Origin of the sequence: Paraburkholderia sp. UCT2 (assembly GCF_014397665.1) — a bacterium.
GTDB classification, from domain to species: domain Bacteria; phylum Pseudomonadota; class Gammaproteobacteria; order Burkholderiales; family Burkholderiaceae; genus Paraburkholderia; species Paraburkholderia tuberum.
In genome coordinates this window covers 12,746-33,659 of the sequence record NZ_VZQO01000030.1, presented here as the reverse complement: position 1 = coordinate 33,659, position 20,914 = coordinate 12,746, and the positions used below count along the sequence as shown (strand labels likewise).

General features: G+C 65.0%; 22 protein-coding genes. 17 read left to right on the top strand and 5 right to left on the bottom strand.

Annotated elements, in window-relative coordinates; all coding sequences use genetic code 11:
- The first annotated feature begins 4 nt into the window (after positions 1-4).
- From F6X39_RS23305 to F6X39_RS23270, 8 genes are all read left to right on the top strand, one after another.
- Entirely contained in the window at positions 5-1,009 is a 1,005-nt protein-coding gene (locus F6X39_RS23305) for a LysR family transcriptional regulator (RefSeq protein WP_187618280.1), read from the top strand.
- Positions 1,010-1,246: 237 nt separating this feature from the next.
- Entirely contained in the window at positions 1,247-2,269 is a 1,023-nt protein-coding gene (locus F6X39_RS23300) for an AAA family ATPase (RefSeq protein WP_184051982.1), read from the top strand.
- A gap of 20 nt (positions 2,270-2,289) precedes the next feature.
- A complete protein-coding gene (locus tag F6X39_RS23295; protein WP_187618279.1) occupies positions 2,290-3,201 on the top strand; it encodes a DUF58 domain-containing protein in 912 nt (303 codons plus the stop codon).
- Entirely contained in the window at positions 3,198-4,121 is a 924-nt protein-coding gene (locus tag F6X39_RS23290; protein ID WP_187618278.1) for a calcium incorporation protein MxaA, read from the top strand. Before F6X39_RS23295 ends, F6X39_RS23290 begins: the two co-directional genes overlap by 4 nt.
- Complete coding sequence (locus F6X39_RS23285) at positions 4,118-5,104, top strand: vWA domain-containing protein (protein ID WP_187618277.1); 987 nt, start codon at positions 4,118-4,120, stop codon at positions 5,102-5,104. Before F6X39_RS23290 ends, F6X39_RS23285 begins: the two co-directional genes overlap by 4 nt.
- A complete protein-coding gene (locus F6X39_RS23280; protein WP_187618276.1) occupies positions 5,101-5,646 on the top strand; it encodes a tetratricopeptide repeat protein in 546 nt (181 codons plus the stop codon). Before F6X39_RS23285 ends, F6X39_RS23280 begins: the two co-directional genes overlap by 4 nt.
- A complete protein-coding gene (locus F6X39_RS23275; RefSeq protein WP_187618275.1) occupies positions 5,643-6,638 on the top strand; it encodes an MxaL protein in 996 nt (331 codons plus the stop codon). The genes F6X39_RS23280 and F6X39_RS23275 overlap by 4 nt, the downstream gene beginning before the upstream one ends.
- 267 nt (positions 6,639-6,905) lie before the next feature.
- Positions 6,906-7,466 carry a hypothetical protein gene (locus F6X39_RS23270; protein ID WP_187618274.1) on the top strand — a complete coding sequence of 187 codons (561 nt, stop codon included), beginning with the start codon at positions 6,906-6,908 and terminating at the stop codon, positions 7,464-7,466.
- A 75-nt stretch (positions 7,467-7,541) separates the two neighbouring features.
- Here the strand turns inward: F6X39_RS23270 and F6X39_RS23265 are convergent, their stop codons facing one another.
- Positions 7,542-8,516 carry a GlxA family transcriptional regulator gene (locus F6X39_RS23265; RefSeq protein WP_187618273.1) on the bottom strand — a complete coding sequence of 325 codons (975 nt, stop codon included), beginning with the start codon at positions 8,514-8,516 and terminating at the stop codon, positions 7,542-7,544.
- A gap of 158 nt (positions 8,517-8,674) precedes the next feature.
- On the opposite strand from F6X39_RS23265, the gene F6X39_RS23260 reads away from it, so the two are divergent.
- From F6X39_RS23260 to F6X39_RS23235, 6 genes are all read left to right on the top strand, one after another.
- Complete coding sequence (locus tag F6X39_RS23260; RefSeq protein WP_184039189.1) at positions 8,675-9,352, top strand: DJ-1/PfpI family protein; 678 nt, start codon at positions 8,675-8,677, stop codon at positions 9,350-9,352.
- Positions 9,353-9,459: 107 nt separating this feature from the next.
- Positions 9,460-9,900: a zinc-finger-containing protein gene (locus F6X39_RS23255; protein WP_187618272.1), complete on the top strand. Its 441-nt coding sequence runs from the start codon at positions 9,460-9,462 to the stop codon at positions 9,898-9,900.
- Positions 9,901-10,164: 264 nt separating this feature from the next.
- Entirely contained in the window at positions 10,165-11,571 is a 1,407-nt protein-coding gene (locus F6X39_RS23250) for a selenium-binding protein SBP56-related protein (RefSeq protein WP_187618271.1), read from the top strand.
- A gap of 8 nt (positions 11,572-11,579) precedes the next feature.
- Complete coding sequence (locus tag F6X39_RS23245) at positions 11,580-12,251, top strand: hypothetical protein (protein WP_316251716.1); 672 nt, start codon at positions 11,580-11,582, stop codon at positions 12,249-12,251.
- Between the two features lie 125 nt (positions 12,252-12,376).
- On the top strand, positions 12,377-12,529 hold the full coding sequence (locus tag F6X39_RS23240) for a DUF6496 domain-containing protein (RefSeq protein WP_018437257.1): 153 nt from the start codon (positions 12,377-12,379) through the stop codon (positions 12,527-12,529).
- Positions 12,530-12,556: 27 nt separating this feature from the next.
- A complete protein-coding gene (locus F6X39_RS23235; protein WP_187618269.1) occupies positions 12,557-13,219 on the top strand; it encodes a UdgX family uracil-DNA binding protein in 663 nt (220 codons plus the stop codon).
- On the opposite strand, the gene F6X39_RS23230 is transcribed toward F6X39_RS23235, so the two are convergent.
- Positions 13,211-14,122, bottom strand: coding sequence for a DUF72 domain-containing protein (locus F6X39_RS23230; RefSeq protein ID WP_187618268.1), 912 nt, complete (start codon positions 14,120-14,122; stop codon positions 13,211-13,213). The genes F6X39_RS23235 and F6X39_RS23230 overlap by 9 nt on opposite strands.
- Before the next feature lie 62 nt (positions 14,123-14,184).
- Entirely contained in the window at positions 14,185-14,418 is a 234-nt protein-coding gene (locus F6X39_RS23225; RefSeq protein ID WP_187618267.1) for a DUF2795 domain-containing protein, read from the bottom strand.
- Positions 14,419-14,621: 203 nt separating this feature from the next.
- On the opposite strand from F6X39_RS23225, the gene F6X39_RS23220 reads away from it, so the two are divergent.
- Positions 14,622-15,560, top strand: a complete 939-nt coding sequence (locus tag F6X39_RS23220; RefSeq protein WP_187618266.1) for an NADP-dependent oxidoreductase — start codon at positions 14,622-14,624, stop codon at positions 15,558-15,560.
- 20 nt (positions 15,561-15,580) lie between these two features.
- Here the strand turns inward: F6X39_RS23220 and F6X39_RS23215 are convergent, their stop codons facing one another.
- Positions 15,581-16,081, bottom strand: coding sequence for a MarR family winged helix-turn-helix transcriptional regulator (locus F6X39_RS23215; RefSeq protein ID WP_090809135.1), 501 nt, complete (start codon positions 16,079-16,081; stop codon positions 15,581-15,583).
- Positions 16,082-16,266: 185 nt separating this feature from the next.
- Here F6X39_RS23215 and F6X39_RS23210 point away from each other — a divergent pair, with 185 nt between their 5' ends.
- Positions 16,267-17,352, top strand: a complete 1,086-nt coding sequence (locus tag F6X39_RS23210; protein WP_187618265.1) for an aromatic ring-hydroxylating oxygenase subunit alpha — start codon at positions 16,267-16,269, stop codon at positions 17,350-17,352.
- Positions 17,349-18,314, top strand: a complete 966-nt coding sequence (locus tag F6X39_RS23205) for a PDR/VanB family oxidoreductase (RefSeq protein WP_187618264.1) — start codon at positions 17,349-17,351, stop codon at positions 18,312-18,314. The genes F6X39_RS23210 and F6X39_RS23205 overlap by 4 nt, the downstream gene beginning before the upstream one ends.
- Before the next feature lie 43 nt (positions 18,315-18,357).
- Here the strand turns inward: F6X39_RS23205 and F6X39_RS23200 are convergent, their stop codons facing one another.
- Complete coding sequence (locus F6X39_RS23200) at positions 18,358-20,814, bottom strand: penicillin acylase family protein (RefSeq protein ID WP_187618263.1); 2,457 nt, start codon at positions 20,812-20,814, stop codon at positions 18,358-18,360.
- Between the last annotated feature and the right edge of the window lie 100 nt (positions 20,815-20,914).

Below are 20,914 nucleotides of genomic sequence, written 5' to 3'. Positions count from 1 at the left end.
TCAAATGCAGAACGCGAGTTTCGCGACGAACCGGGTCAAGCTGAATTTCGTTCGCACGCTGACCCTGCGGCAGTTGCAGATTTTCGTCGTCGCGAGCCGCTATACGAGTTTCGCGCGCGCGGCCGAGGAGCTGCATCTGACGCAGCCGGCGGTGTCGATGCAGATTCATCAGCTCGAAGAGGCGGTCGGGCTGCGGCTGTTCGAGCGCATCGCGCGCAAGCTCACGCTGACCGAAGCGGGCGAGGTGCTGACCCATCACGCGAGCCGCATTCTCGGCGAAATCAAGGACACCGAAGACGCGATGATGTCGCTGAAGCAGGCCGACAGCGGCTCGATCAACGTGGGCATCGTCAGTTCGGCGACCTACTTCGCGCCGAAACTGCTGGCGATGTACTCGCATCTATACCCGAAGGTCGACGTGCACTTCTCGGTCGGCAATCGCGACGCGTTGCTGCGTCTGTTGCAGGACAACGCGATCGATCTCGCGATCATGGGCCGCCCGCCGCCCGAACTCGATACGACGGCCGAGCCGCTCGCGAGTCATCCTCAGGTGGTGATCGCGCCGCTCGATCATCCGCTGTGCGGCGCGCGCCGGTTCGATCTGCAGGAGTTGCGCCGCGACACCTTCCTGCTGCGCGAGCCGGGCTCGGGTACGCGCATGGCCGCCGAGGCGATGTTCCGGCAGCATCTGTTCACACCCGCGAAAACCGTCACGCTCGGCAGCAACGAAACGATCAAGCAGGCGGTGATGGCGGGCATGGGCGTGAGTCTGATCTCGCTGCATACGTTGCAGCTGGAGTTGCGCACCGGCGAGATCGCGCTGCTCGACGTGAACGGCACGCCGATCGAACGCGCGTGGCAGGTCGTGCATCTGCGCACGAAGCAGCTTTCGCCGACCAGCATGATGTTCCGGCAGTTTCTGCTCGACCATGCGGCGGTGCATCTGGAGCAGGAATATGCGCAGTTTGCAGGGGTGTTTGCGAAACCGCCGGTCGGCGCGAAGCGGTAGCGTCATGCGCTCGTCGGCTTGCTGGTGAACGACGCGTCCCAGGCGGCGTCGATGGCACAGTCTGTACCCGGCTGTCGTGACAGGCTGCCAACTTTTCGCATTCGATTTAACTCTTGGGTCCCGTGCTCACGATCGGCATAAACCATGCTTGAACGGAAGGCTGGCGAGCCTTGAAGCGCGTCGACGTTCGAGCGTCGTGCAAATAAACGCCAGCCACCACGGAAGGGGATCGCAGCGATGGTTTCCGGCGAGCAGCTTCAGGACTGGCGTTCTCACGCCCAGCGGATCGAAAACGAAGTCGCGAGAGTCGTCGTCGGTCAGCAGCAAACGCTGAGGCTCATCAACGTCGCGTTGTTCGCACGCGGCCACGTGCTGCTCGAAGGCGGCGTCGGGGTCGGCAAGACGACCGTGTTGCGGGCGTTCGCGCGCGTGGTTGGCGGCGATTTCGAGCGCGTCGAAGGGACGATCGATCTGATGCCGGGCGACCTCGTCTATCACACCTACGTCGATGCCGACGGCAAGCCGCGCATCGAACCGGGCCCGCTGCTGCGCCACGGCGAGCAGCTGACCACCTTCTTCTTCAACGAGATCAATCGCGCGCGTCCGCAGGTGCAATCGCTGCTGTTGCGCGCGATGGCCGAACGTTCCGTATGGGCGTTCGACCGCGAGCACCGCTTTCCGCACATGACCGTATACGCCGACCGCAACAAGGTCGAGAAGGAAGAGACCTTCGAGCTCGCGTCGGCGGCGCGCGACCGCTTCCTGTTCGAGCTGAACATGCCGACGCCGACCGACGAGGAGGCGCGGCGCAGCCTCGTCTTCGACACGAGGTTCCACGACGTCGACGGCCTGCTCGCGCAGCTGACTCCGTCGATCGTGCCGTGGGAGCAGTTGAACCGGATCGGCGCGGCGATCCAGCAGGGCGTGCAGGCGAGCGAGACGATCGAGCGCTACGTGCATGACATCTGGCAGGCGACGGAAACGCCGGCGCGCTTCGGCATCGCGCTCGACGGCGTCGACATGGAGCAGCTGATCCTCGCGGGCGCAAGTCCGCGCGGCATGAGCGCGCTGCTGCGGGCCGCGCGCGTGGTCGCGTGGCTCGCGGGACGCACGCATCTGCTTCCGGAGGACATTCACGAAGTGCTGCTGCCGGCGCTGGGGCATCGGGTGTTCTTCACGCCGATCTACGAGCTGCGCCGCCAGGAGCTGGCCGAGGCGCTGATCGCGCGGATCGTCGCGAACGTCGCCGTGCCTCGCTGACCGCCGGCGCGTGCACCACGATGAACGACACCGCGGAATTCCACTACCGTCTGCCGATGCGCGCGGCCGGCGCGCGGCCCGGCTCGCATCCGGGCTCGAGCTTCGGCTCGGGTCAGCAGTTCGCGATGCACGGCCGGTTGTTCGACTACCCGGACCCGCGCCGGCTCGATCTGCGCGCGAGCTTGCGCGCGGCGCGCGACGAGTGGCTCGTGCGCGTGCATTTGCAGCGCGTCGCGGTGCCGGTGTTCGTGATCGTCGACGTATCGGCGTCAATGCGGTTCGGCAGCCGTAAAACGAAGCTGGAGGTCGCCGCCGATTTCGTCGAAGCGCTCGGCCATAGCGCGTTCCGGGTCGGCGACCGGCTCGGCATGCTGGCCTTCGATGGCGGCGAACGCGACGATCTGTTCATGCCGGCGCGCACGGGGCGTGGCACCGGCTCGCTGCTCGCGAGCATGCTGCGCGAACGCGCTGGTGAAACGGCTGTTCGTCAGGCGAATGGTCAGGCAGAACGTCAGGCAGAACTTCAGGCCGGACGCGCGGCCGTCGAAGGATTGCGGCGTTGCGCGATCCGTATCGCTGGACGCCAGGCGCTCGTGTTCGTCGTGTCCGATTTCCACTGGCCGCTCGCGCGACTGTCGTCGGTACTCGACATGCTGGTGCATGCGTGCGTGGTGCCGATGGTCGTGTGGGACGCGGCCGAGATCACGCCGCCGCACCACGCGTCGCTGCTGGCCGTCAACGATGCCGAGTCCGGCGAGGAGCGTCGCGTGTGGCTTTCCCGCGATGTGCGCGAGCGCTGGCGCGAAGGCGTCGTGCGCCGTCGGGACGAACTCGCCGCGGGGTTTGGCGCGCGCGGCATCCGGCCGTTCTATGTCGAAGGCGCGTTCGATCCGGAAGCGATGTCGCGTTACTTTCTGGAGATGACGGTATGAGCGCGCGCGGTGTGCGCGGTGGCGGCGCTCGTCGGGCGGCGCTGCATATGCTGATCGCGTCGCTTTGCGGCGCCGCGAGCGCGACGGCCAGCGCCGCCGTGGTGACCGCGCTCGTTCAGGAGCCGCGCGCGTTCGGCTATGTGCTCGGCGATGTGCTGACGCAGCGCGTGCTGCTGGAGGCCAACGATCGGGACATCGGCGCGGTCACGCCGCCTTCGGTCGGACGCACGGGCGTGTGGCTCGAACGCCGGCCCGTGACGCTCGAAACCGATGCCAACGGCCGCAAGTGGATGGTGATCGCGTATCAGGTCGTCAACGCGCCGCAGACGCTCACGCAGATCACGTTGCCCGCGTTGACGTTGACGTCGGCGGCGGGCACGCAATTGCAGGTCGCCGAATGGCCGGCGAGCATCGGACCGTTGACGCCGCAAACCGCGTTCGCCGCAGGGGACTTGCAGCCGCTGCGGCCCGATCGTCAGGCACCCATGCTGGGCACGGCCGGCTGGCGTCGGCAGATCGCGTGGGCGCTCGGTCTGCTGCTCGCGACCCTGCTCGCGTGGGCGAGCTGGTGGTGGGCGCGCAACCGACGCGAGGAGGCACGGCTGCCGTTCGCGCGTGCATGGCGGCAGATGCAGCGGCTGCCGGAGGCGCCCGCTGCTTCATCGAACGATGCGTGGGTCTGCCTGCATCGCGCACTGAACGAAACCGCCGGCCAGGTCGTGCATGCGGCTTCGCTATCCGCGTTGCTCGCGCGCGCGCCCTATCTGCAACCGCTGCGCGCGCAGCTCGAACGTTTCTATCTGGCGTCGTCCGAGCGCTTTTTCACACCGGCGCCGAAGGCCGTCGGGAATCCCGGCGAGCTGTCGTTGCACGCGCTGTGCCGTGCGTTGTATCGGGCGGAGAGGCGCCATCAGCGATGACCATGAGGCTCGATTTCGCCCTGCCGTGGATGCTGGTGCTGCTGCCGCTCGCCGCGCTGCCGCTGCTGCGGCGACGCAGCGACACGCTGGTGTTTTCGAGCGTCGCGTGGCTGCCCGCCGACGATCTCGGGCGCGTGGCCGGCTGGCTCGTACGCGGCGGCGCGGCACTGGCGATCGCCGCGATCGTCGTCGGGCTGGCGGGGCCGGGGCGCTCGCAGTTGCAGGTGCTGCGCACCGGCAGCGGCGCGCAGATCCTGATCCTGATGGACCGCAGCGCGAGCATGGACGAGCCGATGGGCAGCAAGGGCGTCGAGGCGCCGCGCGGCGACTCCAAGAACCACGTGGCGCGCGCCGCGTTGACGCGCTTCGTCGAGCAGCGGCCCAACGACCGGCTCGCGTTCATGATGTTCGGCACCAACCCCGTGCTGGCGATGCCGTTCACGTACAACCATCGCGTGATCGAGGCCGCTGTCGCGGCGACGGCGATTGGCCGTGGCATGCCGGACACCGAGCTCGATCGCGGCATGCTCGCGGCGATCGCGCAGTTCGACGGGCGCTTGTCGTCGGGCCGCCGCGCGATCGTGCTGGTCTCCGATGGCGGCGCGTTGCTCGACGAAACGATGCAACGGCGCATCGAGGCGGGACTGCGACGCAACCAGATCGCCCTGTACTTCATCTACTTGCGCAGCAGCGTCTTCAGTCCCGATCTGAACGCGACGCAGCCCGTCAGCGGAACCTCGGCCGAAGCGCAGCTGCATCGCTTCTTTCTGACGCTCAGGACACCGTATAGGCTGTTTCAGGCCGAAGACCCGAAGGCGATGATGGCGGCGATCGCGGAGATCAACCGGCAGCAGAACGCGACGACGACGTTCGTCGAGCATCTGCCTCGCCAGGACCTGAGTCTGTACTGTTTCGCGCTCGCGCTGTTCTGTTCGGCGCTGCTGGTGCTGCTGCACCAGTTGCAGGTCAGGAGCTGGGCATGAAGCGCACGCTGATCCATACGCTGTTCGGCACCGTGGCGATCTGTTGCGCCGCGTGGGCCGCGTATGGCTTCGTTGGTCTGCAGCACGCGGAGCGCGTCGATCAGGCCATTCTCGCGACGAACGCCGCTTCGCGCGACCAGGCTGCCGGCGACGACGCGCGCGAGGTCCAACTGGCCCGCGCGATAGCGCTGTCGAAGGCGGGCGCGTATGACGCGGCGGCGCGGCTCTATAACGGTCTGATCCCCGAGGGCAGCCCGCCTGACGAAGTCGGCCGCGCGGCGCTGTTCGATCTCGGCAACCTGTACCTGCGCGAAGGCAGCGGCGACACGGCGCAGACGGTCAGGTCTCTCGCGATGATCGGTGAGGCCAAGGCGCGCTACCGTCTCGCGCTGCGCGCGGCGCCCGACGATTGGGACGCGCGCTACAACCTCGAGCGCGCGCTGTGGCTTGCGCCGGAAACGCCGTCCGCGCTCGCCGGGCCGGATGTGAAAGAGCAGCACAACGTCAGGCTGCGTGACCCGCAGAGCCAGGACTTGCCATGAGCGGCGTCTCGCGCGAGCGCGGCTTCGCAAGATGGCGTCACGCGTTGACGCCGCTCGCGCTCGTCGCATTGATTGCGGCGGTTGCGATGCCGGACGTCACTTTGCCGCGCAACACGTTTAACTACATCGTGACGTTCGATATCACGCAAAGCATGGACGTCGAGGACGTGGTGCTCGACGGCGCTCCGGTCAGCCGGCTCAAATTCGCGCAGGCCGCGATGCGCGACGCGCTCGGGCGCTTGCCGTGCGGCTCGAAGGTCGGCTGGAGCGTGTTCACGGGGCAGCGGGTGTTGCTGCTGATGGCGCCGGTCGAAGTCTGTGGCAACTACGACGCGCTGCTGGTGTCGCTCGATGGCATCGACGGGCGCATGCGCTGGACCAACTGGAGCCGCATTGCCGAGGGCGGTGTGTATTCGGCCGTGCGGGTCGCGCAGGAGGTCGGCGGCGGCGCGGCTATCGCGTTCGTCACCGATGGTCAGGAGGCGCCGCCGGTATCGGCGTCGCGCCCGCTGATGGAGGGCATCAATGCCGCGCGAATCAGGGGCTGGCTGATCGGCGTCGGCGGCGACCAGCCAGCGGCCATTCCGAAGACCGACGCCGACGGTAACCGGATCGGCTACTGGCAGGCCGACGACGTGATCCAGGCGCCGCCGACGCCAGGCTCCGGTGTCGAGGCGCAAACGCACGAGGAGTTGTCCGAATTGCGCGGCGAGTACCTTGCGTCGGTGGCGGGGCAGACTGGCCTCGACTACCGGCGCCTGCTGAACGTGACGTCGTTCGGCGATGCGCTGCTCGATGCGCGCTTCGCTCGCCGCGAACCGGTGCCGACCGATCGGCGCTGGTGTCCAGCGCTGCTCGCGTTGCTGCTGCTCGTCGCGCGCTTCATGCCGGATGCCGTTCTCGCATGGCCGCGCGCCTGGCGAAAGCGCATTCGAACGATCGTTTTGCAGATCGCGCCGGCATTCAATGGCCGGCCGACACGAGTCGACTGACTCACGCGAGCGCGAACGTTGACGCTGCAACGGTTGAAGGTGCAGGTATCCAGGAATCATTCTCAATCGTTCCACTTCGACGTCGACTCCAGCGCTGAGTCGCGAAGGCGCATGCGCTCGCCGCACACGCGAGATACCTCACACTTTGACCTACCAGTACGCCAATGACTGACTACAATGTCTGAGTGCAAGCGACGCTGCAAGGCGCTCGGTTCGACGGGAGCGCCGTGTCATGTGACATTTCAATTCCTTCACTGGAGGCATGCGATGACGTGCCAAAACGAGAGGATTGTCGGAGCGGTACTCGTCCTGATGAGCGGCTACGCGTTTGCGGGCGGCCCCTTCGGCGATGTGCCGCAAGCGATGATGGTCGCCAACATCGTCGCGTCGCCCGTCGAAGTCGTGCCGCCGATTCCCGAGCCTCGGCACTACTTCGAGCAGCAGCGCTACGCGATGGAGTATCACGGGGATCAGGGCAAGCCGTTCTTCGCGCAAATGGAGAATTACTATAGTGTGGACGTGACGCGCGATGTCCAGCTCGGCACTGCGAAGGCATTGGTGTCGTCCGGACCGGAGTTCGCACCGGTGTCCGAACCGGGCGCAAAACCTGCCGCGCAAAATGCTTCGAATCCTCTGCATCTGGGTCCATCTACCGCGCCGCAATTGTCTATCGTTCAGATGAACAGTTCAGTGTTGTCGATAGGCGCGTCGCCGCAGCGACGCTTGTCCTTGACGATCGACGACTGGGTGTTCTCCGGCACCGCGCGCGTCGCGGTTCTGCATTCTCACGATACGGGCGCGACGCTGATCGTCAAACGTCGCTACTGAGTGATGTCGGAGGGCCGCGCATTTCGCGTCGACGAGTCACGTCGACGAGTCACGTCGACGAGTCACGTCGACGAGTCACGTCGACGAAAAGCGCTCGCGATACACCTGCGGCGCCACGCGCAGCTGACGCACGAAGCTGCATCGCATCGTTTCCTCGCTGCCGAATCCACACCGCGCCGCGATTCGTTTGATCGACCAGGATGTCTCGCTGAGCAAGCGCTGTGCCGCTTCGATGCGCAACTGCTCGACCGCGCGGGCCGGCGTGCGGCCCGTTTGCGCCTTGTAGTGGCGCATGAAGCTGCGCTCGCTCATATGAAGCCGTCGCGCGAGCGCGGGGACCGACAGGTCGGATGCGAGATGCGACGTCATCCATGTATGCAATTCGCCGAAACGGTCGTCGGCATGTTGCAGCGACAGCGTCGCGCTGAACTGCGACTGACCCCCCGGCCGCTTCAGAAACACGACGAGCTCGCGCGCGACATCGAGCGCCAACGCGCGCCCGTGATCCTCTTCGAGCATGGCCAGCGCGAGGTCGATGCCGGCGGTGACGCCCGCCGATGTCCAGATAGCCCCGTCGCGAATAAAGATTGGATCGGCTTCGACGCGCAGTTGCGGATACGCCTGCGCGAGTTCGTCGCAACGCCCCCAATGCGTGGCGACGCGGCGGCCGTCGAGCAGTCCCGCCTCGGCGAGCAGGAACGCGCCCGAGCAGACCGAGGCAACGCGTCTGCAATGCGGCGCATGGCGCTGCGTCCAGCGGATCAGACGCTGATCGGCCGATGCCTGACGAATCCCCCAGCCGCCCGGAACGATCAGCGTATCGACCGGCGCTTTCACCGAGCGCAGCGAACCGGCGAGTACCGCAAGTCCCGACGACGACGTGACGGGCCCGGCTTCGGCTGCCACGACGCGGGGTGAGTAGAGTTCGTCGAGCCCACGCTGCGCGACGAGTTCATTGGCGGACGCAAATACCTGCAGCGGACCGCTGACGTCGAGCAGTTGCATGTTGGGGAAGGCGAGCAGCACGATCGAGGGGGGAGCGCTGAACATATCGTGTGTAACAGGGGCTGTAAGAGGGAGCGCGCGCGTGGCAGAAAAACTGGGGTTAATGGCAGTCTTGCCAAAGCCTACGCGCATAGAATCAGTCCGTCCACCTGGAAGACGCGGCGGATCACGTGTTTCGATTTCTCCCTGAATAAGGTATCCATATGAACCTGCAAATCGGTTTTCTGGTGTTTCCGAAAGTACAGCAACTCGATCTGACTGGCCCGCACGACGTACTTGCATCGTTGCCGGGCGCCACGATGCATCTGATCTGGAAGACACGGGAGCCCGTGGTGTCGAGTAACGGGCTCGTGCTGACGCCGAGCACGACCTACGAAAGCTGCCCGCCGCTCGACGTGATCTGTGTGCCAGGCGGAAGCGGCGTGACCGACCTGTTGCAAGACGAGCAAACGATCGACTTCGTTTGCCGACAGGCCGCGAGCGCGCGCTACGTGACGTCGGTCTGCACCGGCGCGTTGCTGCTTGGCGCGGCCGGCTTGCTGCGCGGGCGGCGCGCGACGACTCACTGGGCGTTTCACTCGCTGCTTGAACCGCTCGGCGCGATACCGACACATGCGCGTGTGGTCCGCGATGGCAATCTGATTACCGGCGGCGGCGTGACGGCGGGCATCGATTTCGGGTTGACCGTCGCGGCCGAACTGGCGGGCGTAGAAGAGGCGCAGGCGATCCAGCTCGAACTCGAATACGCGCCAGCCCCGCCGTTCGACGCGGGCGATCCGGCGTTGGCGCCGCAAGCGGTGGTGGAACTGGTCCGGCGACGGTCGGCGGAAGGCCTGGCCGCGCGGCGCCGGGTGGTGATGGAGATCGCGCAGAGAAGCTAAGTCTTGCATGCGGATACGGCCATTCCATTAAACTGTGTGGCTCTACCCGTTTCCGCGAGTCGGATCGATGCGATGAAGTACGGCGAATTTTCCCGGGGGCACTCCCCATGCGCGTAGGCAAGCCCGTCAAGGCACTGCCGCAGCCGTCATGCGACTACTGCGGCAACCGTGCGTTGCTCGCGCGTTACGGCGACGAGTCCTACCCCTATCGCAGCGATCAAGGGCCGCTGTGGATCTGCACCGCATGTCAGGCGTGGATCGGCGTTTATTCGCGCAGCAAACACAACCTGCCGCTCGGCCGCCTCGCCGACGCAACGTTGCGCGAGTCGAAGAGCAAGCTGCACGATGCGCTCGAACCGCTCGTTGCCGGGAAGGTGCGCCGCGATGGTGTCAACGCGTTCGAAGCCCGCGCGAAAGCGATCCGGTGGATCGCGACCGAGCTTGGCTTCGATCCGGTTCCGGCGAGCATTCACGCGTTCACGCCCGAGCAGTGCGAACAGGCGCTGCGTTATGTCGAGGCCTTTGTCGAGGCTCGGCGTGCGAGATAGCGCAATAGCCCCAAACCGCTAGCTCCCTTTCATTCCTCCAATATCACCCCGCCATACCGCCTTCCCCGCGCCGCTTCAGCCCCACCAGATTGGCAGTTCTCGTGCGATGCGGCCCGGCAGTCGGACCGCACCTGCGTTCGGGTGCATATTTCCGGTTGCGTCCGCGGCTATCGTGAACTACAAATCTAAAGTTATGCGCTGGCTCGATTTTTGGCGGGCCGGGCTTCCGTTCAGAACCGTTCGAACGACAGGGAGAGTGCCGTCATGAGAATGCGCCCCGATCCTACCTTTCATGCATCGCCGAAGCTCGCGATGGATGCGCCGGCGGAAGAATACGCGTACACGGTGCTGCTAAGTCCGGACTCCTCGCAGCCCGACGCGCTCGCCGTGATCGACGTGAAGCCCGGTTCGCCGACTTATAGCCAGGTGGTCCACACGGTGCCGGTGCCGAACAAGGGCGACGAATTCCATCACTTCGGCTGGAACGCGTGTTCGTCCGCGTTGTCGCCGTTGACAGGCCACGCGTTTCTGGAACGTCGCTATCTGATCATTCCGGGCATGCGCTCGTCGCGCATCTATATCGTCGATACGAAGCCGCATCCGACCCAGGCGAAGATTCACAAGATCATCGAGCCGGAGGAAATTTTCCGCAAGACCGGCTATTCGCGTCCGCACACCGTGCATTGCGGACCGGAGGGCATCTACGTGAGCACGCTCGGCGGTGGTGGCAAGGACGGCACCGACGGGCCGCCCGGAATCTTCATCATGGACTGCCAAACATTCGAGGTGCTGGGCCGCTGGGAAATCGAGCGCGGCGCGCAGGAAAAGCATTACGACTTCTGGTGGAATCTGCCGCGCGATTACATGGTGTCGACCGAATGGGCGCTGCCGCCGCAATTCGAAAACGGCATCGTGCCCGAAGACCTGCTCGCGAACAAATACGGCCACCGCGTGCACTGCTGGGATCTGCGCGCGAGGCGCAACGTGCAGACGCTCGATCTCGGCGCGAATCATCAGATGGCGCTCGAAGTGCGGCCCGCGCACGACCCGAGCCGCGAGTACGGCTTTATCGGCGTCGTGGTCGATACGACGAATCTGGAAGGGTCGATCTGGACCTGGTGGCGCGAAGGCGGCCACTTCCACATCGAAAAGACCGCGACCATTCCACCGGAGCCCGCGCATGCCGATGAATTGCCGCCGCTGCTGCAAGGTTTCGGCGCGGTGCCGCCGCTCGTCACCGACATCGATCTTTCGATCGACGATAAATTCCTCTACGTCTCCTGCTGGGGCACCGGCGAGATGCGCCAGTACGACGTGAGCGAACCGCGCGAGCCAAAATTGACGGGCTCGGTGCGCATCGGTGGAATCGAACATTGCGCGCCGCATCCGAACGGCAAGGCTTTCGCCGGCGGTCCGCAGATGGTCGAGATCAGTCGCGACGGCAAGCGCATCTACTGGACCAACTCGCTCTATTCGACGTGGGACGACCAGTTCTACCCGGATGGTGTGCCCGGCGTGCAAGTGATGGCGCATGCCGAGCCCAATGGCGGTCTCGAGCTCGCCGAAGATTACTTCGTCGAGTTTCCCGCCGGCTATCGCGCGCACCAGATTCGCCTCGAAGGCGGCGACTGCTCGACCGATTCGTTCTGCTATCCCTCGGTGGGCGTTTGAGCGGCGCGGTGTCGCCGCAAGCGGCACTGTGGCTGGCCGTCCTCGCGAGCGGTGTGTATCACGGACTCAATCCGGCGATGGGGTGGCCGCTCGCGGTGTCGAACGCGCTGATGCAGCGGCGCTCGCAAGCGCTGGTCGTAGCGCTTCTTTATCTCGCGGCGGGGCACGCGCTCGCCATCTTGCTGATGATGCTGCCGTTCGCGATGCTGGCCAGCGTGCTCGCGTGGCAGCGTCAGATGCAGATCGGCGCGAGCGTGCTGGTGATCGGCTTCGGTCTGGTGTTGCTGATGCGCCGGCGCCATCCGCGCGTACTGGCGAGAATTCCGCCGTCGCGGCTCGCGCTCTGGTCGTTCGCGGTGGCGATCGCGCACGGCGCTGGCTTGATGCTGGTGCCGATCTACCTCGGTCTGTGCCGCGCAGACGCAATGGACAGCGCGCACCAAGCCGCCCAAACGCTGATCGAAACGAGTCTGCGCATGGCGCTGTCGGTCTCCGCGGTGCATGCGGCCGCGATGACGATGGCCGGCGGCGTGCTCGCATGGCTCGTTTATCGCTACCTCGGGCTCAGGTTCGTGTCGCGCAGCTGGTTCAATCTCGATGCGGTGTGGGCGTCGAGTCTGATTCTGGTGGGGGGCGTGTCGCTGGCGTTGAATGCGGTGGCAGCGGGCGTTTCCGGTTGATTTCGACGCGGCCGATCCGGCCTATGAGGCTCCCGGGCACAGCATATGCTGCGTAGCTTCGGGCAGGGACGCCATTCCGTGCGGGTCCTGATTTTTCCTCTCGTCATCTACACCCGGAGAAGATCATGCCGCTGAAGAAAGGTACATCGAAAGAGACCGTGTCGCACAACATCAAGACCGAGTCGAAGCATGGCAAGCCGCACAAGCAGGCTGTCGCGATCGCGTTGAATCAGGCGCGCAAGTCGGGCGCGAAGATTCCGAAGAAGAGTGAGAAATAAGCTGCTTCAGCACGCGCGGTCGTACCCATGACCGACAGGCCGCAGAAAAAGCGCGCGCATGGCGACCCGCAATCGGAGCCAGCGGATGTCGAACCCGATCAGCATCCGGCGAAGCTCGACGATTGCCGCCGTTGCGCGCTCTGGCGCAATGCGACTCAGGCCGTGCCCGGCGAAGGGCAGCGGCATGCGTCGATCGTGCTGGTCGGCGAGCAACCCGGCGACATGGAAGATCTGCAGGGCAAGCCCTTCGTCGGGCCTGCCGGCGCGTTGCTGGACAGCGCGCTCGAACAAGCGGGCGTCAAGCGTAACGACGTCTACGTGACGAACGCCGTCAAGCATTTCAATTGGATCGCGCGCGGCAAGCGTCGCTTGCACAAAACGCCCGCTCAGCGTGAAGTGGATGCTTGCGGCTACTGGCTGGAGCAGGAGCTCGACATGCCGCATGTGCGCGTGGTCGTGGCACTGGGCGCGACTGCGTTGAAAGCGGTTGTTCACGACTCGCACGCGCGCTTGCAGGACGCGTTCGACAAAACGCTCGAACGCGGCGAGCAACGCGTGGTCGCGACGTACCATCCGTCGTTTGCGCTGCGCGCGCCGGACCCTGAAACGCGTCGCGAGGTGTACGAGCGAATCGTCGCGGCATTGCGCACCGCACAGAAGCTGGCCCACGGCGGCAAGCGCTCAGGATGACGCCGGCGCGTGCGTCGCTCGTAATCCGAGGCCTTTCATCAATCGTTGTGCGTCGAACGGCGCCCGAGCTTTTACATCGTTGTCGAAGTAGCAGTAGACGTCTCGCGCGGCTCGGCGAGGCGGCCGGAGTTGCGGCGCGATCAATCGCGCGTCGGCAGGCTGGGAGCCGCCGCGCCATGCATCGATTCGCTCGGCCCATCGTTGCAGAGCGTCGTCCCCATACGCACCGTAGTATTTGGCTTCGCTGCCGTGCAGGCGAATATAGACGAAGTCCGCCGTCAGATCTTCGGCGACGGGCCACGGTTCGGTGGAATCTGAAACGACGAGCGCGACGCCGTAATGCCGAAGCAAGGTCACGAACGCCGGATCGACAAAGCTCGCGTGGCGCACTTCGACCGCGTGACGCAACTTCCGCTTGCGATCGATGTCGACATAAGGCGTCTTGACACGCGCATCATGGTGCTTCGCCAGCGCCGATGCGCTCGCGATGTCGGACGGCAACACGCTCAGAAAGCGCTCCATTGCCTCGGGCTCGAAGCGGAACGACGGCGGAAATTGCCATAGGATCGGACCAAGCTTTTCGTTCAACGCGAGTAGCCCCTGCGCGAAGAAGTTCGCGATGCCGACACGTGCGCTCGCATCGCGAAACCGCAGCATATGAGTCAGATAGCGCGCGCCTTTGATGCCAAACACGAAGCCGTCAGGCGTTTGCGCGTACCAACGCTGCCAGCTATCGAGCGATTGAAGGCTGTAATGCGTGCCGTTGATTTCGATCGTGCCGAATAGCGCCGACGCGTACTGTAATTCCGCTGCATGTTTGAGATCCTCTGGGTAAAAGCTGCCGCGCCAACCTTGGTAGCGCCAGCCGGAAATGCCGATACGCACATCGCCGGTTTTCTTCATTCGCGCGTCGGGTCCGGCGGAATGGGGTTCGGAGTCCGGCTCCGACTCGACGGATCGCAGCGTCATTGAATACGCGCGATTTGCTTCGCCACCGCGGCCGGGCTGTCGAAATTGTGATCGGGCAGACGGTCGACCAGATCGACGATGTCGGTATTCGCGTGATTTTTGCGCGCCTGCGCGACCAGCTTTTCGCGTGTGGTCGGATAATTCACACCACTGAGTGCTTTTTCGACGTCAGCGAGATTCGGCTGACCGGGGTGGCGGTGATCCTGGGAATGGGCGGGGTGCTGTGACATGGTTCCTCCTTGAATGAGTACATACGACTGCGCGCCTACCGCTACGTGTCGCATATGTCGTGCCTCGGCGCGCGGGCTCGTGTTGCGTTTTCCAGCGGCGCACGTCGTGCGAATGAAAAAGAAACCCGCGATGAGGAACGCGGCTTGCGTGCAGCCGGCAAAATAGCGCCGCTGACACAGGACCTTTCAAGGAGAAGGCCATCATGAGCACGATGCTCGCATATCGCATTCACCGCTTCGGCGGTCCCGAGGTGTTCAAGGCCGAGAAGATCGAGATCCCCGAGCTTGGCGCCGGCCAGGTGCTGGTGCGCGTGCGCGCGGCCAGCGCCAATCCGGTGGACCTGAAGACGCGCTCGGGCCAGTACCCGTTGATTCGTGAAGAGAAGCTGCCCTATACACTGGGGCGCGATTTTTCCGGAGTGGTCGAACGGGTCGGCGAGGGCGTCGGGCAATGGCGCGCGGGCGAGCGGGTGTATGGCTTTGTTGGCCAGGGACAGGGTGCGTACGCGGAATTCGTCGTCGTGTCCGCGAGCGCGCTAGCGCGTGCGCCGGAAAAACTGGATGTGGGGTCCGCGGGCGCCGTGCCGCTCGCCGCGTTGACCGCATGGCAGGGCCTGTTCGATCACGGCTGCCTCGAAGCCGGCGGCCGCGTGCTGATCCATGCGGGCGCGGGCGGCGTTGGACATTTCGCCGTGCAGTTCGCCAAGCAGAAGGGCGCGCAAGTGTACGCTACGGCGTCCGGCGACGGCATCGAGTTCGTGCGCTCGCTCGGTGCGGATCGCGTGATCGACTATCACGCGCAGCGCTTCGAAGACGTCGCGCGCGACATCGACCTCGTGTTCGATCTGATCGGCGGCGATACGCAGCGCCGCTCGTGGTCGGCCGTCGCGACCGGTGGCGCGCTGGTCTCGACGCTCAACGAGCCGTCGCAGGCCGAGGCGTCGAGCCATGGCGCACGGGCCACGCGTTATACCGCGCGACCCGACGGCCGGCAATTGACGGAGATCGCGTCGTTGCTCGACAAGGGCAGCGTGCGTGTCGTGGTCGCCGAACGGTTTGCGTTCGATGCGACGGCCAAGGCGCTGGAACGGCTCGCGAAAGGCCACGTGCGCGGCAAGATCGTGGTGGAGGTGGCGTCGTAGTACGGAGAGCGCGCTGTCTGCTAGTTCGGATTCGCGTCGTCGCTCGCGCTGCGCAGTGGCGCGCGGCTCTGATCGTTATTCAGATGCACGAACTTTCTCAACAGTCTCAATAGCTCTCGCGCATCCTCGTCTCCCATCCCGTCGAGCAGGCCGTGATTGAGCGCGTTGACGCCGGGGATCAATTCATCGAGCAACTGCTCTCCAGCCGGCGTCAGCAATAGACGACGCTGGCGGCGCGGCAGAACTTCGCGCACGATCCAGCCTTTCGCTTCGAGCCGTACCGCGATATCGGCGGTGGTCGACGTGTCGAGGCCGACTCGCTGCGCGAGCGTGACCTGATCGAGTCCGGGCAATTCCTGCAGCATTCTGAGCACCGCATACTGAACGGGCGTCACCTCGCGTCCGATCAGATCATGAAACATGGACACCGAAATCTGATGCGCGCGTCGGATCAAATGGCCGGGCTGGTCGTACAGATCGATGCTGATCGCGGAAGTGCTGGTATCGGTTGAAGTGACCATATTAGTTCTGAAGACCTCGCGCCTTTTCGTTGCGAATGGAAATGGCGAACCGGCGTTCGTGTTACCTGATTGAAAGTTCGTCTAGGGGAAAACCTTCATTTAATCATTAAAGACGCATTGAGTACACTGAATCTCAATGAGTAGGCTGAATGCAATCCATGAATAATCCAGGGAGTGAGACTGACATGTTTCCCAAGAATGCGTGGTACGTCGCATGTACGCCCGATGAAGTCGCGGAAAAGCCGCTCGGCCGGCAGATCTGCGGCGAGCCGATGGTTTTCTATCGCAACGCGCAAGGCGCCGTGGTGGCGCTCGAAGACTTCTGTCCGCATCGCGGCGCGCCGCTGTCGCTCGGTTTCGTGCGCGATGGCACGCTCGTGTGCGGCTATCACGGCCTCGAAATGGGCTGTCAGGGCAAGGCGACCGGCATGCCGGGGCAACGCGTCAACGGCTTTCCATCGATTCGCAGCTATCCAGTGATCGAGCGCTATGGCTTCGTCTGGGTGTGGCCCGGCGATGCGGCGCAGGCCGATGCCGCCAAGCTGCATCATCTGGAGTGGGCCGAGAGTGCCGAATGGGCGTACGGCGGCGGTCTTTATCACATCCGCTGCGATTACCGGCTGATGATCGACAACCTGATGGATCTGACGCACGAGACCTATGTGCACGCCAACAGCATCGGGCAAAAGGAAATCGACGAAGCCGCGCCCAAAACCGTGGCCGAAGGCGATACCGTGCGCACGAGCCGTTTCATGGAAAACGTCGCGGCGCCGCCGTTCTGGAAGATGGCGTTGCGCGGCAATGGTCTCGCCGACGACGTGCCCGTCGACCGTTGGCAGATCTGCCACTTCACGCCGCCGAGTCACGTGCTGATCGAGGTAGGCGTCGCGCATGCCGGGCATGGTGGCTATCACGCGCCGGCCGACCAGAAAGCGTCGTCGATCGTGGTGGATTTCATCACGCCGGAAACGGAAACGTCGATCTGGTATTTCTGGGGCATGGCGCGCAATTTCCGTCCCGACGATGCGGCGCTGACCGCGAGCATCCGCGAAGGGCAGGGCAAGATCTTCAGTGAAGATCTGGAGATGCTCGAACGTCAGCAGCAGAACCTGTTGCGCTGGCCCGAGCGCAATCTGCTGAAGCTCAATATCGATGCGGGCGGCGTGATGTCGCGTCGCGTGATCGATCGGCTCGTCGCGCAGGAACGCGCGGAGACGGGCGCGCCGCAGGCTGAAGTGACGCGCGTCATTCCCGTGCGGACGGCGACATGAATCATCCCGTGCTGAATGTGGTGGTCGCGCGCCGGCGCGACGAAGCGCTCGGTATCGCAAGCTTCGAACTCGCGAGCGAAAACGCTCAGGCGTTGCCGGCCTTCGACGCCGGCTCGCACGTCGACGTGCATTTGCCGAACGGGCTCGTGCGTCAGTACTCGTTGTGCAACGATCCGCGCGAAACGCATCGCTATCTGATCGCGGTGCTGCGCGACGAAGGGGGACGCGGCGGATCGAAAGCGGTGCACGATCTGGTCCGCGAAGGCGATCGCCTGCAGATCAGCGCGCCGCGCAATCATTTCGCGCTCGCTGACGATGCGGCTCATCATCTGCTGCTCGCGGGCGGGATCGGCGTCACGCCGATTCTTTGCATGGCCGAGCGGCTTGCCGCCACGGGCGCTTCGTTCGACATGCACTACTGCACGCGCTCGAAGGAACGCACGGCGTTCGTCGAGCGTCTTGCACAAGCTGGCTTCGCGAAGGCGGTCCAGCTTCATCACGATGACCATCCGGGCGGCTCGACGTTCGATATCGAGCGCACGCTCAGCGATGCGCCGGCCGGCACCCACCTGTATGTCTGCGGTCCGCGCGGCTTCATGGACTTCGTGCTCGAGACCGCGCGCGCGAAGGGCTGGCCGGAAAACAGGCTGCACTACGAGTTCTTCGGCGCGGCCGCGAATCAGGCGGCGACGGGCGGCAGCTTCCAGGTGCGCATCGCGAGCAGCGGCGCGACGATCGACGTGCCGCCCGAATGCACGGTCGTGCAGGCGCTGGCCGCGCATGGCGTCGAAGTGATCACGTCGTGCGAGCAGGGCGTGTGCGGTACCTGTTTGACGCGGGTGCTGTCCGGTGAGCCGGATCATCTGGATTCGTATCTGACCGACGAGGAACGCGCGGCAAACGACCAGTTCCTGCCGTGCTGCTCGCGCGCGAAATCGCCGCTGCTGGTGCTCGATCTGTGATTTTCTGCGGGACGACGGGCCTGTTGCCCGTCGTCCCGCTTATTTATTGCGCTTTTCCCTCAGAATCCGACGAACTTACCGTGCGCACACTCAACGCCGGATCGTGCGCAATCGCTTCTTCGGAGAACGGAATAAACGTCCAGCGTTGGGCCGCGTAATCGCGCGTCCCGTCGGCATAGTGCGGCGACGCCGGGTCATCCGATTCTGACGGTGCGAGCAGCGTGCGCGCGATCACCTGAGCGCCGGCGAACGACACTATCTGCAGATAGGTGTCGCCCATTGGCTTGACGTTCATCGAATAGCCGCTCGCATCGAAGGGATGCGCGGCACACGCCGAGGTGAAATAGCCGCCCGCGTCGCAACCCCCGAATAGCGCAATGCGCTCGTCGTTGCGTTGCACGTAGAGCGCCGCGCTGCGCGGTGCATCGATCGCGATGCCGGCGCGTTGCAGTGCCGCGAGCGCGTCATGCAGCGCGGCGGCGAGCTGCGCCGGATCGGCGGCGATGCCCGCGGGTGTGGTCAACGGCTTCGCGGGATCGAACGGTACCGCGTATAGCTGCGCGGGCCGTATCGTCAGCAGACCCCGCCACAGTTCGTCCCACAAGGTTGCCCCCACTGCGTCGGCCGCGGCCGTATCGTCCCATGCGGCGAGTACCTTGCACGCCGCGCGCTGCGGGTCGGCGTTCGGGCCGGCCGGCAGGGCCGCGAGTGCGTCGCTGCCGCACAGACGGTCGAGCACGGGTTGCTTGAACAGCAACGCCGACATCGAGCGGCTGTCGAGCGCAGCGTGGCCGAGCGCGTCGGCGGAAACGCCATGCGGATCGCTCTGCAATTGCGCCGCGATCGTATGGCCCAGTCGCGTGCGCAGCGTCTGCGGCGTCGCGGTCGCACCGATGATCTTCGCATAGCCGGTCATCGGTTCGGCCGGGTTGCTGAGCCAGTAACTGTCGTTGAAATTGCCGACATAGTCGCGCCGAAGCAACGACGGCATCTGCGCGACCGGCAACGCATGATGCTGTACCGCGCCGGGCTCGTCGCGCCAGTCGCAGTCGCTGCGCGAACCGTCGAGGACCGGCACGCCGGGCATGATCCGCGCCAGTGCCCGGCCGACCGGCGGCGTGCAACGCTGCGTGAGTTCGTCGGGCACGTCCGGGGTCGCGCCGATATCCGCGTACCAGACGCGCGGATCGTCACGGCCGATCGCGAGCGTGTTGACCCACGGCACCGCCGCGTTCTTCTTCTGGATGGCGATGAAATCGTCGAGCGAGGCCGCCTGATTCCATGCGCGGAAGTTTTCGAACACGCGGAAGTTGTCGGTATTGATATCGCGCAGCGCGAACGCCTGCTGCGCATTCCACGCGAGCGCGGGCGACATCGTGCCGAGATTGACCAGCGCTCCGAAGCGCGAACGATACAGCGTGCGCGACACGGTATGCAGCGAACCGTCGGCGGCGCGTACCTCGACGTTCACGCGCGTCGGCGTCATCGCTTCGCTGTTGCCGTCGACCTGATACCGGGTTGGCGCGCCAGGTTCGAGCGTCAGCTTGAAGAGGCCGAAGCGCTTCGCGGTGGAGACGGTATGGGTCCAGGCGACGTTGTCGTTGAAGCCGATCATGATCAGCGGTACGCCGAGAAACGACACGCCGCTGACGTTCAGCTTGCCAGGAATAGTGAGTTGAGCCTGGTAGAAGCGATCGGGGCCGGTCCAGAACCAGTGCGGATTGCCGAGCAGCAGCGCGCTACCGGTGTGCGTCGCGTCCGCGCCGAACGCGAGAGCGTTGCTGCCGATGCCCGTATGGCCGCCGAATTCCGCGAGCGGTGGGTCGACGGGGGCGTCGTCGTGCCACGCGCTTTGCGGCGGCACCGGCATCGGCTGGGGCGGTTGCGCGGTCGCGATCGCGTTGATGAAGCGCGCCTCGCCGCCGGCCAGATTCGCCGCGATCTGACGCCGGTACAAGTCCGCGTTGCTGATCTTGCCGAGCCACGGCGCCGCGCGGCAGGCCGCATGCGCGCCCGGGAAATCCCCGTGCGCGAGATCGGCGAGGTAGCGGTTATAGCCGGCGACGAAGCCGTCGATCAACGCGCGCATGTCGTCGGTCTGGCTTTTGCGATAACGCGCGACGGTCGCATCGTCGACGATGAAACGGAAGAAGAAATCCGAATTGAGATTGTTGGGCTGGCCGAACGTCGCGCCGAGCGTGGGCCGCGCGTCGGCGCCGAAGAAGCGCGAGCGTTCGCCGCGATAGGTGACGAAGCTTTCGGCCATCGTGCACAGATTGTCTTGCGCCTGCGCGTAGCCGTATCCGTAGCCGAGGCTGCCCCAGTTGTCGGCGTTGATGTGCGGAATGCCGAGCGCGGTGCGGCGGATATCGGCGCGATACGGGCCGGTGTGCGCGACGTTGTCCGCATCGGGACTCGCGCAGCTTGGCAGAGCGGCGGCGACGGGCAGGGCGATCAGCAGGGCGGCGAGGCGGCGGAGCAGAGAGACGTTCGAACGCATGGCCTTTTGTGGTTGGGCGAACGTTGAGCGGTGACGGGCGTGTCGCTCGGCGTCAAGGAAGATCGTGAATGGACGCCCCGTTTGGGCGTGCTCTGATTTC

Excerpts from the sequence above, each read along its gene's own strand:
- F6X39_RS23305 (WP_187618280.1), top strand. The coding sequence starts at position 5 with ATGCAGAACGCGAGTTTCGCGACGAACCGGGTCAAGCTGAATTTCGTT.
- F6X39_RS23300 (WP_184051982.1), top strand. The coding sequence starts at position 1,247 with ATGGTTTCCGGCGAGCAGCTTCAGGACTGGCGTTCTCACGCCCAGCGG.
- F6X39_RS23295 (WP_187618279.1), top strand. The coding sequence starts at position 2,290 with ATGAACGACACCGCGGAATTCCACTACCGTCTGCCGATGCGCGCGGCC.
- F6X39_RS23290 (WP_187618278.1), top strand. The coding sequence starts at position 3,198 with ATGAGCGCGCGCGGTGTGCGCGGTGGCGGCGCTCGTCGGGCGGCGCTG.
- F6X39_RS23285 (WP_187618277.1), top strand. The coding sequence starts at position 4,118 with ATGACCATGAGGCTCGATTTCGCCCTGCCGTGGATGCTGGTGCTGCTG.
- F6X39_RS23280 (WP_187618276.1), top strand. The coding sequence starts at position 5,101 with ATGAAGCGCACGCTGATCCATACGCTGTTCGGCACCGTGGCGATCTGT.
- F6X39_RS23275 (WP_187618275.1), top strand. The coding sequence starts at position 5,643 with ATGAGCGGCGTCTCGCGCGAGCGCGGCTTCGCAAGATGGCGTCACGCG.
- F6X39_RS23270 (WP_187618274.1), top strand. The coding sequence starts at position 6,906 with ATGACGTGCCAAAACGAGAGGATTGTCGGAGCGGTACTCGTCCTGATG.
- F6X39_RS23265 (WP_187618273.1), bottom strand. The coding sequence starts at position 8,516 with ATGTTCAGCGCTCCCCCCTCGATCGTGCTGCTCGCCTTCCCCAACATG.
- F6X39_RS23260 (WP_184039189.1), top strand. The coding sequence starts at position 8,675 with ATGAACCTGCAAATCGGTTTTCTGGTGTTTCCGAAAGTACAGCAACTC.
- F6X39_RS23255 (WP_187618272.1), top strand. The coding sequence starts at position 9,460 with ATGCGCGTAGGCAAGCCCGTCAAGGCACTGCCGCAGCCGTCATGCGAC.
- F6X39_RS23250 (WP_187618271.1), top strand. The coding sequence starts at position 10,165 with ATGAGAATGCGCCCCGATCCTACCTTTCATGCATCGCCGAAGCTCGCG.
- F6X39_RS23240 (WP_018437257.1), top strand. The coding sequence starts at position 12,377 with ATGCCGCTGAAGAAAGGTACATCGAAAGAGACCGTGTCGCACAACATC.
- F6X39_RS23235 (WP_187618269.1), top strand. The coding sequence starts at position 12,557 with ATGACCGACAGGCCGCAGAAAAAGCGCGCGCATGGCGACCCGCAATCG.
- F6X39_RS23230 (WP_187618268.1), bottom strand. The coding sequence starts at position 14,122 with ATGAAGAAAACCGGCGATGTGCGTATCGGCATTTCCGGCTGGCGCTAC.
- F6X39_RS23225 (WP_187618267.1), bottom strand. The coding sequence starts at position 14,418 with ATGTCACAGCACCCCGCCCATTCCCAGGATCACCGCCACCCCGGTCAG.
- F6X39_RS23220 (WP_187618266.1), top strand. The coding sequence starts at position 14,622 with ATGAGCACGATGCTCGCATATCGCATTCACCGCTTCGGCGGTCCCGAG.
- F6X39_RS23215 (WP_090809135.1), bottom strand. The coding sequence starts at position 16,081 with ATGGTCACTTCAACCGATACCAGCACTTCCGCGATCAGCATCGATCTG.
- F6X39_RS23210 (WP_187618265.1), top strand. The coding sequence starts at position 16,267 with ATGTTTCCCAAGAATGCGTGGTACGTCGCATGTACGCCCGATGAAGTC.
- F6X39_RS23205 (WP_187618264.1), top strand. The coding sequence starts at position 17,349 with ATGAATCATCCCGTGCTGAATGTGGTGGTCGCGCGCCGGCGCGACGAA.
- F6X39_RS23200 (WP_187618263.1), bottom strand. The coding sequence starts at position 20,814 with ATGCGTTCGAACGTCTCTCTGCTCCGCCGCCTCGCCGCCCTGCTGATC.